This window comes from Mucilaginibacter sp. P5_A6, from assembly GCF_056400585.1.
Genome location: NZ_JBFUKZ010000009.1, coordinates 72,975 through 86,980 on the forward strand (window position 1 = coordinate 72,975; position 14,006 = coordinate 86,980).

Genomic DNA, 14,006 nt, shown 5'->3' on the forward strand with positions numbered 1-14,006 from the left:
GTTACTTTTATCAAATTATAAAGCTTTGCAACAGCAACCCAATATAATTGAAAGAGAAGGAATGAAGAAAATATTATTCATTACAGGTTCAATTAACCAAACAACGCAGATGCACCAGATTGCAAATGAGTTGCCCGGATATGATTGCTGGTTTAGCCAGTTGTTTACAGACAATGTACCGCTTAAATACCTGTTAAGCAAAACCCCAATATTTAACGGCACTGTGCTCTCGCGCAAATTCAGGCTAAAGTCTGAAAGATACCTGTATCAAAACTCGCTGCAAATTGATTTCGGGGCCCAAAAAAATCAATACGACCTGGTAGTTTATTGTACAGATATGATCATTCCTAAACGGATGAGGCAATACAAAACCATTTGGGTACAAGAAGGCATGATTGACCGGTATACAACATGGAGTAAAATAGTACGCACACTTAGGTTACCATCTACCTTTTGCGGCAATACCTCCTTAAACGGCGCATCAAATATCTGCGATGTTTACTGCGCTGCCTCCGAAGGTTACAAACAACAATTTACCGGTAAAGGTACGGAGCACGGTAAAATAGTGGTCACCGGCATTCCAAATTATGATAACCAGCAACAACACCTTGATAATGATTTCCCACATCATAATTATGTATTGGTAGCCACTACCGATATGCGGGAAACCTTTCGCCTGGAAAACAGGGTGGCATTTATAAAAAAAGCGGTAAAAATAGCCAAGGGAAGGCAACTGTTGTTTAAACTCCACCCCAACGAAAATTTTAAAAGAGCCGAAAAAGAGATCATCAGCAATACGCCAAAGGGGACCCTGGTATACAAGCAGGGCAACACCAGCCATATGATAGCCAATTGCTGCGAGCTGATAACGCAGTACTCCACTGTAGTATACACGGGCATAGCTTTAGGCAAGAAGGTACACTCCTGGTTTAATATTAATGAGCTTAAAAGGCTTGCCCCGGTACAAAATGGAGGCACATCTGCCAAAACAATTGCAACGCTGTGCCGCAGTTATTTAAACCACAGGGGCGATAAAAAAAGTTTTGATCCGCAATTGGCCCTGGCCGAATACCATGATAGCGTATCGTTGCCCGAGCTAAGCGATGAACTAATAGCAAACTGGTAATAAAATTTAATACCATGACAGAAAAAATTGTAATTATAGTACAGGCCCGCATGGCATCAAGCCGTTTACCCGGCAAAGTAATGTTGCCAATATTAGGCAAAAGCCTGCTGGCCAGGATGATTGAGCGGCTAAAAATGATTCAGCACAAGGCTGATATCATAATTGCCACATCAGAAAACCAGGAAGACGACATTATAGTAAAGGAAGCTTCGGATATGAATATTCCTTATTACCGCGGAAGCCTGGGCAATGTGCTTGACAGGCATTACCAGGCGGCGAAACTGTTTAAGGCCGATATTGTACTTAAAATACCTTCCGATTGCCCGTTAATTGATCCGCGCATTATTGATTATGTACTGGAATACTTTTTTGCCAGCAGGGGCAGGTATGATTATGTGARCAATTTGCACCCGGCTACCTGGCCCGATGGAAACGATGTGGAAGTAATGACCATGGCCTGCTTAAAACAGGCCTGGGAAAACGCGGGCAGACCAATGGAGCTGGAGCATACCACGCCTTATATCTGGGAAAACCCGCTGATATTCAACGTAGGTAATGTAACCTGGCCAACCGGCATGGATTTCTCCATGTCGTACCGGTTTACCATTGATTACCCCGAGGATTATTATTTTATTGAAAAGGTATTTAGCGAGCTATATCCCATATGTAACCAATTCTCCTGCCAGGATATCCTTAACCTGCTTAACCGCAAACCGGAGATCTATCAGCTTAATGAACAATACGCCGGTGTAAACTGGTACAGGCATCATTTGGATGAATTAAAAACCGTAATACCCGCGCAAACTAAAAAAGCGCCAAAAGAAAATTTACAGGAATTACAACAAAACTAAAATATCACGAGTGGGAAATATAAATCAGCAGGAGCTTAAGGCTATCGCCTTAAAAGTAAGGGAGCATATTGTTCGCATGTCTACAGATGGCGGTTGTTTTACAGGAGCATCGTTATCGGCGGTCGATCTGATCGTTTACTTATATACCAGTTTTTTAAACATCAATAAGCACAATCTTACCCACCCCGACCGCGATTACCTGTTCCTTTCAAAAGGCCATGATGTGCCAGCCTTGTACGGCACCTTTGCCGAGCTGGGCCTGCTTGAAAAAGAGCGCCTTAAAAATCACCTTTCCATTAACGACCATATTTACTGGCACCCCAATACACAGATCCCCGGTATCGAATTTCATTCGGGTTCTTTAGGGCATTTACCATCGGTAGCTATAGGCGTTGCTATGGACCTAAAAATAAGCGGCAGTAATAACAGGGTTGTTTGCATTTTGGGCGATGGCGAACTCAACGAGGGCACTTGCTGGGAGGCGGTTTTGGTTGCGAATGCTTATAAGCTTGATAACCTGCTTTTTGTGGTTGACCGTAACCAGTTTCAGGCCAATGTACGTACGGAAGACCTGATACCGCTGGAACCGCTTGCCGACAAATTTGAGGCTTTTGGGGCTGCTGTAAAACGGATAGACGGACATGACTTCGATGCCCTGCACCAGGCATTCAGCGCTTACCCGTTCCAGGCAGGTAAACTCAATGTAGTTATTGCCGATACGGTAAGGGGGAAAGGATTACCAAGCATTGAGGAAAGAGCCGATCGATGGTTCTGCAATTTTTCTGCCGGTGAAATTGACCAGCTATTGCTTGAACTGCATGGCGAACATGGTACCCTATTAACATCCGAAACTTTAGTAGTAAGATAATATGACCTACGAAGAATTATTAACAGAGATGGCCGTAGCCAATGAACAGGTCATCGTTATGACGGCAGAAAACCGTGCGCTGGTGCGCAACCTGCCGGGTATATTGGGCAATCGTTTTATTGATACCGGTATTACCGAGCAAACCATGATAGGCGCTGCGGCTGGCCTTGCATTACGCGGCAGAATACCTGTTATACATGCCCTGGCAGCGTTTTTAACCATGCGCGCTTTTGAGTTTGTGCGTACCGATGTTGGTATAGCCAACCTGCCGGTTAAACTGAGCGGCTTTATTCCGGGCTTTTTATCTGATGGTAATGGCCCCACCCACCAGGCTATTGAGGATATATCCATCATGCGCGGGATTCCTAATGTAACTGTATTTGCCCCGGCAGATGAGGATGACCTGGTAAAAATGCTGCCGCAGATCTGGCAGTCAAAGCAGCCTGCTTATACACGCATCAATACCCGTAAAACCGGGTTCAATCATGAACCTTTTATTGCAGGCAAAGCAGAGGTTGTAGCCCAGGGCACCGATATTACCATTTTAACATACGGTTTGTTATTTGAGCAGGCGCTTATTGCAGTTGATATGCTGCAAAGTGAAGGTTTATCTGTTGGACTGATCAACATGCGCAGCCTTAAACCGGTTGATGAACAAGCTATTTTAAAAGTATCGGCCCAAAGCAAGCTTGTGGTAACGCTCGAAGATCATTTTTTAACAGGTGGTTTATACACCATAGTGGCCGAAGTATTATTAAAACACCAAACCACCGCAAATGTATTGCCCATCGCTTTAAACCAAAAGTGGTTTAAGCCCGCATTGCTGCCCGATGTTTTGCAGCATGAAGGTTTTACAGGCAAACAAATTGCCGAGAGGATACTGGGTTATAAAACTACCCATCATCAGCCACAAATTTTAACACCCGAGTTTTCAGAATAAAAACAGCATTCAAATGGCTAACAAAATAGCATTTAACAATAATTTTCCCGATATCAGCGAGTCTGATAATATATATAACCGCGCTTTAAATGCACAAAAGCCGGTTACGCAAACATTAGCTAAAGGACCAGGCCAATTTACCAAAGGCGTGGCCCCCAAATATATTGTAAAAGGCAAAGGCTCGCATGTGTGGGATGTCGATGGCAACGAATATATCGACCTTAATTCGGCCATTGGCCCTATATCTTTAGGCTACGCCTACCCCGCGGTTGACGACGCCATCCGCAGGCAACTGAACGATGGTATTACGTTTTCACTGATGCACCCTTTGGAGGTTGAACTTGCAGAACTGGTACAGGAAGTTGTCCCTAATGCCGAAGCCGTAAAGATTTCAAAAACCGGGGCTGATGTATGCTCGGCTGCCATACGCGTTGCCCGTGCTTTTACCGGCAGGGATAAAATATTTTGCTGCGGCTACCATGGCTGGCATGATTGGTATATAGGCATTACCAGCCGTAACGCAGGTGTACCAGAAGCTATTCAGGATTTAACCTACACTTTTGAATATAACGATATTGAATCGGTAAAAGCAGCACTGGATGAAACCGTTGCAGCCGTAATCCTTGAGCCTTTTATTTTTGAAGCTCCAAAGCCGGGTTATTTACAGGAACTGGCCCGGGTATGCAAAGCAAACGGTACCCTGCTGATATTTGACGAAATGTGGACAGGTTTCCGCGTAGCCCTTGGCGGCGCCCAGGAATACTTTGATGTTAAGGCAGATCTGGCTGTATTTTCAAAAGCCTGCGCAAATGGGATGCCTATAGCTTTATTAACCGGGCGTGCCGATGTAATGGAGCTTTTTAACTCCGAAGTATTTAGCTATACCACTTTTGGCGGCGAAGCCTTATCACTAGCCGCCTGTATAGCAACCATAAATGAATTACGCGACAAAAACGTGCCGCAATACCTTAATGAAAATGGCGCCTTGTTAAAAGATGGTTATAACCTTATAGCCATTGAAAACGGGATGGATAAATACACCCGTTGCGTTGGCTACAACTGCCGCAGCATGGTAACTTTTACCCCTGAAGCAGGTAACGCACTGGAAGTAAAAACCCTGATGCAACAGGAAATGATAAAACGCGGTGTGCTTTGGGCAGGTTTCCATAATATGTGCTACAGCCATACCTCCGAAGATATCGATTACATTTTGTTAGCATACCGCGATGTATTGCCCTTAATAAAAGAAGCAATTGAAAGCGGAGATATCAAAAATTACTTAAAGGGCGAGGTACTGGAGGCTGTTTTCCGCAAGGTAAGCAACTACAACATTAAACCTAAAAGCATCATAGCGGACTAATGATGAACCTTTTTTCATTACATCAAAAAACCGCGGTAGTTACCGGCGCGCTTGGGCTTATTGGCAAAAAGCATTGCGAAGCGCTGGCAGCAGCAGGCGCCAACGTAATAGTTGCGGATATTAATATTGAAGAAGCGCAGCAATTTGCAGAGCAATTGGGTGTTAACCATTTAGGGTTAGGGGTAGATGTTACCAGCAAGCAATCGCTGATAGATGCGCTTAATACCATCCTGGATAAATACGATTCGCTTGATATACTGGTGAACAACGCGGCCATCAACGATAAGTTTGAAAACCCTGCCATGGCCAAAGAGCTATCGGCCTTTGAAAACTATCCCCTGGAAGCTTTTCAGCGATCATTGAATGTAAATATAACCGGGGTGTTTTTAAGCTCGCAGATACTGGGCACACACATGGCATTGCAGGGCAGCGGCAGCATCATCAATATTGCTTCAACTTATGGCATGGTTGGTCCGGACCAATCCATATACCGCAACTCAAAAGGCGAGCAAACTTTTTACAAATCGGCTGCCTACCCTGTAACCAAGGGTGCTATAATAAACTTTACCCGCTTTTTGGCCGCCTACTGGGGCCATACCGGGGTACGGGTTAACACTTTATCGCCAGGCGGGGTCGAGAACGGACAAACAGAAGATTTTGTAGGCAATTACTCGGCAAAAACATTATTGGGCCGTATGGCCAAAGCATCAGATTACCAGGGCGCACTTGTATTTCTTGCCAGTGAGGCATCGGCTTACATGACGGGCGCTAACCTGGTGGTAGATGGAGGATGGACAGCAATTTAATTCACACATAATTATGAATGAGATTTTAAAACAAAAAGCGGCAGGCATCAAACTTCTGCTAACCGACAACGATGGGGTATTAACAGATGCCGGTGTTTATTATAACACTGATGGCGAACTGCTAAAAAAATTCAACATGCGCGATGGCATGGGTGTGGAACGCTTGCGGAGATTAGCCGGCGTAGATACCGGTATCATCACCGGCGAACACTCGCCTTCCCTGATTAAAAGGGCTGCCAAATTGCAGATTGCCGAACTTCATTTAGGCATTAAGGACAAGGCTGCCGTTTTAAAAGAAATCTGCAGCCGTTTTAACTTATCATTAAACGAAGTTGCCTACATAGGCGATGACTATAATGACCTGGAAGTTATAAAGCTTGCCGGCTTAACCGCCTGCCCTGCAGATGCTTTACCATTGGTTAAAGCACAAGCTGATTTTGTAAGTTCATTAAACGGCGGCGAAGGCTGTTTCCGCGAATTTGCAGAGTTTATTATCGAATCAAAAAGCACCACTGCTACGCCGGGTACCCGCAATGGCACTATTACTTTGCAAAATGGCCGGGTAATTGGCAAAGGCCAGCCAAGCTATATTATTGCCGAAATTGGTATTAACCATAACGGATCACTTGAAACCTGCAAAAAACTGATTGATGAGGCTGTTGCAGCTAAAGCCGACGCGGTTAAGTTTCAGAAACGCACACCCGAAATTTGTGTACCAAAAGACCAATGGGAAATAATGCGCGATACCCCCTGGGGCCGCATCACTTATATAGATTACAAGCGCAAAACTGAGTTTGGTATTGCCGAATATGCCACTATCGATCACTATTGCAAAAAACTTGGTATCGATTGGTTTGTTTCTGCATGGGATGTTCCATCGGTTGATTTTATGGAAAGGTTTGATACTATATTGTACAAACTGGCATCGGCTTCGTTAACAGATTTTGATTTGATACAACGCATCCTGGAAACGGGTAAGCCTTTAATGCTGTCCACAGGCATGTCAACCATGAAAGAGATTGAAGCAACCATGGCCTTTGTAAATGCGTTTGATGAAAACTACCCATTGTTCATTGCGCATTCAACCTCTGCCTATCCATGTAACCCTCATGAGCTTAACCTTAAAATGATCCAAACGCTGGAAGCCAAATATCCGGGCATCCCAATTGGTTATTCTGGTCATGAAACCGGGCTGGCAACTACTGTAGCTGCGGTAAGCCTGGGCGCTACTTTTATTGAGCGTCATTTTACACTTGACCGTGCCATGTGGGGATCAGATCATGCCGCATCTGTTGAGCCGCAGGGTTTACAACGTTTGGTACGCGACATCAGGGACGTAGAAACCGCTACCGGCGATGGCCATAAAAGGGTTTATGAATCTGAACTGGCGCCCATGAAAAGGTTAAGGGTAAACATTAGCGATGAGTATAAAGAAAAGCCTTTAGTTTAGTAATGCCACCGGGAAACGTACTTACCATAACATCAATTATCCTTGCCTGCTGGGTTGTTTTCATCATAGCATGGGAGCGGATTTCGCCCTATCGAAAAGGTTTAGCCTTTTTTAGGGAAGGTTTTTGGGTTGACCTGGTATGGTACACGCTGATACAGAGCTATTTTTTGAAGATCCTGATTTTCGATTATATCATTGTGCCCCTTCAAAGGCATTTTGATCTGTCGCATCTGCAACTCATCAATCATTGGCCGTTGGCTTTGCAGGTATTGTTTTTTGTGGTTACACATGATCTTTATATCTACCTGTTCCATCGCTTTCAGCATTCCAGTAAGTTTTTCTGGCGCATCCATGAAGCGCACCATTCTGGTAAAGAGGTTGATTTTTTAGCCGGATCACGGTCGCATATCATGGAGATCGTCATTAACCAAACAATCGAGTTTGCTCCTATTATACTTTTAGGAGCAAACCCGGTTGTTGTACCTATAAAAGCATTGATAGATGCCATGTTCGGGATGTTCATCCATGCCAATGTTAAGGTAAAAATGGGTAAATTTAAATATATCCTGAACTCGCCCGAATTGCATTTATGGCACCATGCCAACTACCAGGAAGTTTTCCATGCCAATTTTTCAACCAAGTTTTCGGTATGGGACTACTTGTTTGGCACAGTGTACGATCCAGGTCATGCGCCTGGCAATAAGCCGGAAAACTGGGGACTTTATTATGATTATCCTAAAGATTACTTTTTACAGCATGCCTTTTCGGTAAAGCGTTTTGATGAAAAAAGCTTGTTGAAATATCCATGGTTTAAATGGTATTATACTTTAAGATCAAGGATTATGGATCATTTTAAAAAATCATTACCTGTAAAATCCCAGGAACCTAAAATTCATTTTCGGCCTTCGATATCAATAAAACAAATACCCGAAGAAGATAAAATATTACAATAAAACTTAAAAATTTGGCCTGGATATACCTCATCATAGCCGCTGCCTTTGAAGCCGCCTGGACATTCTCACTTAAGCTGATGAAATTCAGCGATCTGAAAGCATTACGGTGGAACTCGGCCCTCAGCATACAACAGGGCTTACCGGTATGGCTGCCCTTTGCGGGATATGTTCTTTTTGGTATTGGCAATATCTACTTCTTTTCGTTAGCCATAAAACTGGTGTCCCCAGCCGTTGCCTATGCCGTTTGGACAGCCATAACTTTGATATTAATAAAGGCATGCGAAATGACTTTATTTGATCAGAAACTATCATGGCAGGAGTTTTTCTGTATGCTACTGATCATGACCGGTATTATGGGATTAAATTTTTATGGAAGAGAAATAAAATAATCAGCAGAGGCTGTTTAAAAATGTTTTATTAATGTTTTTATACTTTCCAGGTGTAAAGGCCTGTCAGTCTGAGCCTGTCGAAGACTCGTGCGGAGAGGCCTTTGCCCGCTATGCTTCGACAGGCTCAGCATGACAACGCTTTAGTAACGCCATTCTCTCTTTCTTCTAAGATTTTAGCTGGTATTTATCACCTGCCACTTCCTTAAAATCCTCTTTACCTGCACCGCATGTTGGGCATTCATAATTTTTTAAAGCGGCAAATGGTGTACCGGGCGAAATTCCGCTTTGTTCATCGCCGTAAGCCTCATCGTAAATGGTAAAGCAATTGATGCATTGATGAACATAGGTTTCGCTTATAAGCTCCACATCCTCTTTAATAACAGCTACAGGAGCCTGCCGGGCGGTACTTTGCATTTCATAAAATGCATCACAAAGCGCTATAAGGTGCCTGCTCAGGTCGGCCTTTGATACGTTCTGTTTATAAGTGATAAATTCGCGGGTATTATGATTAAAATCCCGGGTATGCACAATATCAAATTTCTCAGGCTTACGCTCACGGATCACGATGGAAGCGTAGATACCCGATTGTGGCGTCCTTTTAATGGCAAAGCTTAAGCGGTAAGTACGCAGGTCAGCCTCTTCAAACTCGCGAACCAATTGCTGCTTAAGTTCAAGACACTGGCGGCACAGGTCCTCTACCTGCCAGTTGAGCTCGTTTGAGGCATGCCTGATGTTAACCCGGTGTTTATTTAGCAGGTTGCCCCATAAAGGCCGGTGTTTGGCCTCAATATTTTTTACCAATAATGATTTCCAGGGACTGATGTACAGCTGTCCTACCCTGGTTTGCATACAAAGGTTGCAGATCTCCTTTAAAAACTCAATATCAAATAGCTCGTTGCGCCTGTATATACCCAACCAGTGTTTATCCCCCTGTTTATTAAAACCCTCGTAATAGGGCAAATGAAATTCTGGGATTTGCAATGGCTGCTCTATTGGCTGTATAACAAACTGGTTGCCTGCCGTAACAAGCTGATGTAACAAATCCGGGTTAGGCACCTCGGCCTGGTTATAAAATAATTGCTTGTTGGCAAAAATCACGTCCTGTATTACTTTGCTTATCGCCGGGATATCATCCGAGTAGATCAGTACGGGCCAGCAATACAGGATATTGGTTTTTGGAAACCTTACATACAAATACCAGTAATTACTCACCGGCGATGCGATAAAATTAAGGTTCCCGGTAAAAAACGGGACAAAAGTTTGATTGATATCAACCAAATTTATTTTAAGCAATGGCCTGTGATCAAACAGGTCGAAAATATCTTTATAAACCCCCTCTTTAAGCCAGTTCTCCTGGTTAAAAATACCATCTGCAATGTACGAGCTGGTGATGTTAGGATTAATATCGGCATCAATTTCATAGTCGATACCTGCACCCAGCATATCAAACTCCAGGTCTTCTAAATATTCCGGATCGGTTTCAAAATACAGTTGCTGCCTGTTACCAAAACGAACATGCGTTGCACCAGCATTTTGCGCAATGATGAGCATCTCGTAAAAATCGCCCGCAGATGCTACCCCTCCCGGTAAGTTTATCTTAATCAGTTGTTTGTTAGCGTCCTTCATCTTTTTAAGCATTCATTAATTGTTGCTGTAAAACCTCCTCCAGCAAACGTTTAACCTCGGGCCGGCATGAGCCGCAACCTGTACCTGCACCTGTTGAATTGCAAACGTCGGCCAGCTGGGTACAACCCGAAGCTACTTTATTGCGGATATTATCGGCCCCAACATTATTGCAGCTGCATACCAGTTTACCTAAAACAGGTTCGGCGGTTTTACCGCTGCGTAATAGTTTAAGGCGCTTGTCGCTCAGCTCGGTTTTGTTGGCTATCAGTTCCTTAAATTCCTGGAACTCGCCCTTATCACCTATTAAAATGGTGCCCACCAGCCTATCCTGGTGAATAATACATTTTTTGTAATAGCGTTTGGCCTTATCAATAAATACTATTTCTTCAAAATCCTTATCATCCGGGCATTCAGATAGGCCTATGCTGCACAGGTCAAACCCATGAATCTTGATGATGTTCATGAACAGGCTGCCTTTATAATAGCTGGCTATATCGCCGTTCATGTAACCGGCTACCACGGCGGCCTGCTGTTCTGCCGCGGCAGTTATACCGTACAGGGTACCATTAAACTCGGCAATTTCGCCAATGGCGTATATAGATGGATCACTGGTGAGCAGGCGTTCGTTCACCAGCACACCGCGTTTGCAATCCAATCCGCTCTCTTTGGCAATTTCCAAATTGGGCGTTGTGCCAATAGCCAGGATCATGGCATCGCAATCAATTTTACGACCACTTTTTAAGCCGATACCGGTTAATTTAGACCGGCCATAAAACAGCTGTACCTCATCATCATAAAAAATATCGCAACCCTGGTCGGCCATTTCCTCGTGCAGCAAACGGCTTCCCAACTCATCCAGCTGGCGGTTCAAAAACCTTGATGTACGCTGAATAATGGTGATGGTGATGCCCATTTCGCGCAGGGAAGCAGCCATTTCAAGGCCCAGCAATCCTCCCCCAACAATAACCACATGGCCGTTTTTAGGCATGTGTTTTTTAAAGTTATCAGCATCGTTGCGACTGCGCATACTAAAAATACCCTGCAATGCAGGTACATTTTTAGGTATAGCTGCCCTGCTGCCGGTAGCCAGTAATAAAACATCATAATAGGTTTTTACACCCCTGCTATCCAGCACATATTTATTGGCACGGTCAATCTTCTCTATGCTTACACCGCGCAACAAGCGAATCTTAAATTCTGGTTCCTCCTCGTCGGTCATTTTTACCAGCTGTTCCCAGCTTTGCTCGCCGCTAATGTAATCGGGCAGCATTACGCGGTTATAAAACGGGTAATCCTCCTTGCTAAAAATGGTGATCTCATCATCCTTGTTCAGTTCCCGGTATGAACGAACAAAGCCATGCGCACCCGCTCCCGCACCCACAACTACTATCCGCTGAAAAGGCTTCTTATATTTTTGAACGCTTACCGCGCAGTATTTAAAATCGGGTTCTTTTGATATCGGGTCAAGTATATCATTGGTAACATTATTAACCCGGTGCATATCGTTATTTAAAATTTTTCCCCAGTGCATCGGCACAAAAACAACACCTTGCTTTATTTCGGGGGAAATTTTGGCTTTAACCTGCACCTCGCCCCTCCGGGATTTGATGATGGTAACATCGCCGTCCTGTATATTTAACGCAACAGCATCCAGCGGGTTTATCTCCATAAACGATTGCTTAATATGCTGGTTAAGCTTGTTCACCTTCCCGGTTTTGCTCATGGTATGCCACTGATCGCGGATGCGGCCGGTAGTAAGGATAAAAGGATAATCATCATTGGGCATTTCGCTGGTAAGCTTATCGGGCACAGCACTGATAAGCGCATTGCCGCTTTGGGTATAAAATTGCTTATCAGTAAATAAACGTTGAGTGCCCACAACAGCATTTCGTTTTTTATAAGGCCATTGTACCGATCCCTGTTGCTTGATGATATCATAGCTCAACCCGCTGATATCTATATTGGTTTTAGCGGTGAGTTTGGCATGTTCGGCATAAATTTCGGCAGCATTTTTAAAATCAAAGCCTTTGTAACCCATCTTTTGAGCAAACTTGCAAATGATCTCGCTGTCGGGCATTGCCTCACCGGGGGCATCCAATACTTTATTGAGGTAACTGATGCGCCGCTCGGAATTGGTCATGGTGCCTTCTTTTTCGGCCCAGGCAGCAGCAGGTAGTATCACATCGGCATAAGCCAGGGTTTCCGGCTTATTGCTGATTTCCTGCACTACTACAAACTTCGCTTTTTTCAAAGCTTCCTCGGCCAGGCGCACATTAGGCAAACTGGTTAGCGGGTTGGTGCACATAATCCAGATGGCCTTTAAGCGTCCATCATTCAGGGCCTCAAACATTTCGGTGGCCGTTAGGCCTGGCTTTGCGGCTATTTCCGTTCCGCCCCAAAACTTTTGTACCTCGGCACGGTGCAGTGGATTTGCCAAATTGCGATGGGCCGGCAACAGGTTGGCCAAACCGCCTACTTCGCGCCCGCCCATAGCATTTGGCTGCCCGGTTAATGATAGCGGGCCCGAGCCCGGCTTACCAATATGACCGGTTATTAAATTGAGGTTTATAAGACTTAAATTTTTGTTTACCCCTATCGAGCTTTGGTTAAGCCCCATCGTCCACATTGAGATAAATCCTTTGGCTTCGCCAATGTATTTTGCCGCAAGGCGAATGTCGTTTTCATTTAGCCCGCAAATCTCAGCAGATTCAGCAAGGGTCCTTTCAAATACAAGCTGGCTGTATTGCTCAAAGCCATCGGCATGGTTGGTTATAAAATCAATATCGATGTCGCCATTTTCTATCAAGATCCTGCCAATAGCATGATTAAGCGTAATATCAGTACCGGGATTTATTTGCAGGTGCAAATCGGCAATGCTGCAGGTATCAGTAGCCCGGGGATCAACCACTATAATTTTAACATCGGGATTTGCTGCTTTGTGGGCCTCAACCCTTCGCCATAAAATAGGATGGCACCATGCCGGGTTGGCGCCGGTAACATAAAAGCAATCGGCCAGTTCAATATCGTCATAACAAACCGGTACACTATCTTCTCCCAGCGCTACTTTGTAAGCCACTACTGCGCTGCTCATACACAGGCGCGAATTGGTATCAATATTATTACTGCCTATAAAACCCTTCATCAGCTTGTTTACCACGTAATACTCCTCGGTAAGGCATTGCCCTGAAGCATAAAACGCCACCGACTCCGGTCCGTATTTGTTGATGAAAGTTTTAAAAACGGCGGCTGTACGCTCCAGTGCATCATCCCAGCTTACCCTTTGCATGGGCATGCTTTTGTTATAGCGCATTTGCGGATACAATAGCCTGTCGGTTTTATCATTGGCAGTATAGTGCAGGTTAAGCCCTTTACTACATAGCATCCCCTTATTTACAGGATAATCTTTATCCCCCTCTAAAGTGATGCTGCCATTTTTCTCTTTATTAATAACAACGCCGCAACCTACCCCGCAGTAGCAGCAGGTACTTTTCAATGTATTAACAGAGCGTTTATTTATCGACATCTTTTTTAGTGCTGAAAGCAGAAGGCTTAAGGCCAAAGGCTTTAAGCGATTCTGCTTTTATTTGTAAATGAAGCTAAAAAAGCTTTTGGCCTTTAGCTTTCTGCTTTTAGCTTA

General features: G+C 44.3%; 11 protein-coding genes. 9 read left to right on the forward strand and 2 right to left on the reverse strand.

The features are described from left to right. Nucleotides 1-61 precede the first annotated feature (61 nt). The 9 genes from AC1DO4_RS12155 to AC1DO4_RS12195 are packed head-to-tail and all read left to right on the forward strand — an operon-like array spanning nucleotide 62 to nucleotide 8,743. Nucleotides 62-1,126 carry a hypothetical protein gene (locus tag AC1DO4_RS12155; protein WP_477416091.1) on the forward strand — a complete coding sequence of 355 codons (1,065 nt, stop codon included), beginning with the start codon at nucleotides 62-64 and terminating at the stop codon, nucleotides 1,124-1,126. Nucleotides 1,127-1,140: 14 nt separating this feature from the next. Next, nucleotides 1,141-1,977, forward strand: coding sequence for a cytidylyltransferase domain-containing protein (locus AC1DO4_RS12160; protein WP_477416093.1), 837 nt, complete (start codon nucleotides 1,141-1,143; stop codon nucleotides 1,975-1,977). Between the two features lie 10 nt (nucleotides 1,978-1,987). Then, on the forward strand, nucleotides 1,988-2,845 hold the full coding sequence (locus AC1DO4_RS12165; protein ID WP_477402290.1) for a transketolase: 858 nt from the start codon (nucleotides 1,988-1,990) through the stop codon (nucleotides 2,843-2,845). 1 nt (nucleotide 2,846) lies between these two features. After that, complete coding sequence (locus tag AC1DO4_RS12170) at nucleotides 2,847-3,785, forward strand: transketolase family protein (protein WP_477416095.1); 939 nt, start codon at nucleotides 2,847-2,849, stop codon at nucleotides 3,783-3,785. A gap of 13 nt (nucleotides 3,786-3,798) precedes the next feature. Further along, a complete protein-coding gene (locus AC1DO4_RS12175; protein ID WP_477416097.1) occupies nucleotides 3,799-5,145 on the forward strand; it encodes an aminotransferase class III-fold pyridoxal phosphate-dependent enzyme in 1,347 nt (448 codons plus the stop codon). Then, nucleotides 5,145-5,951 (forward strand): SDR family oxidoreductase, encoded by an 807-nt coding sequence (locus AC1DO4_RS12180; RefSeq protein WP_477416099.1) that lies wholly within the window; start codon nucleotides 5,145-5,147, stop codon nucleotides 5,949-5,951. The genes AC1DO4_RS12175 and AC1DO4_RS12180 overlap by 1 nt, the downstream gene beginning before the upstream one ends. Nucleotides 5,952-5,964: 13 nt before the next feature. Then, nucleotides 5,965-7,401 (forward strand): N-acetylneuraminate synthase family protein, encoded by a 1,437-nt coding sequence (locus AC1DO4_RS12185; protein WP_477416101.1) that lies wholly within the window; start codon nucleotides 5,965-5,967, stop codon nucleotides 7,399-7,401. A 2-nt stretch (nucleotides 7,402-7,403) separates the two neighbouring features. After that, entirely contained in the window at nucleotides 7,404-8,354 is a 951-nt protein-coding gene (locus AC1DO4_RS12190) for a sterol desaturase family protein (RefSeq protein WP_477416103.1), read from the forward strand. Between the two features lie 11 nt (nucleotides 8,355-8,365). Beyond that, nucleotides 8,366-8,743 (forward strand): DMT family transporter, encoded by a 378-nt coding sequence (locus tag AC1DO4_RS12195; RefSeq protein ID WP_477416105.1) that lies wholly within the window; start codon nucleotides 8,366-8,368, stop codon nucleotides 8,741-8,743. A gap of 165 nt (nucleotides 8,744-8,908) precedes the next feature. Here AC1DO4_RS12195 and AC1DO4_RS12200 read toward each other — a convergent pair whose 3' ends face one another. After that, nucleotides 8,909-10,369, reverse strand: a complete 1,461-nt coding sequence (locus AC1DO4_RS12200) for a rubredoxin (protein ID WP_477416107.1) — start codon at nucleotides 10,367-10,369, stop codon at nucleotides 8,909-8,911. Nucleotides 10,370-10,373: 4 nt separating this feature from the next. Next, nucleotides 10,374-13,892 (reverse strand): molybdopterin-dependent oxidoreductase, encoded by a 3,519-nt coding sequence (locus AC1DO4_RS12205; protein WP_477416109.1) that lies wholly within the window; start codon nucleotides 13,890-13,892, stop codon nucleotides 10,374-10,376. Nucleotides 13,893-14,006: the final 114 nt, after the last annotated feature.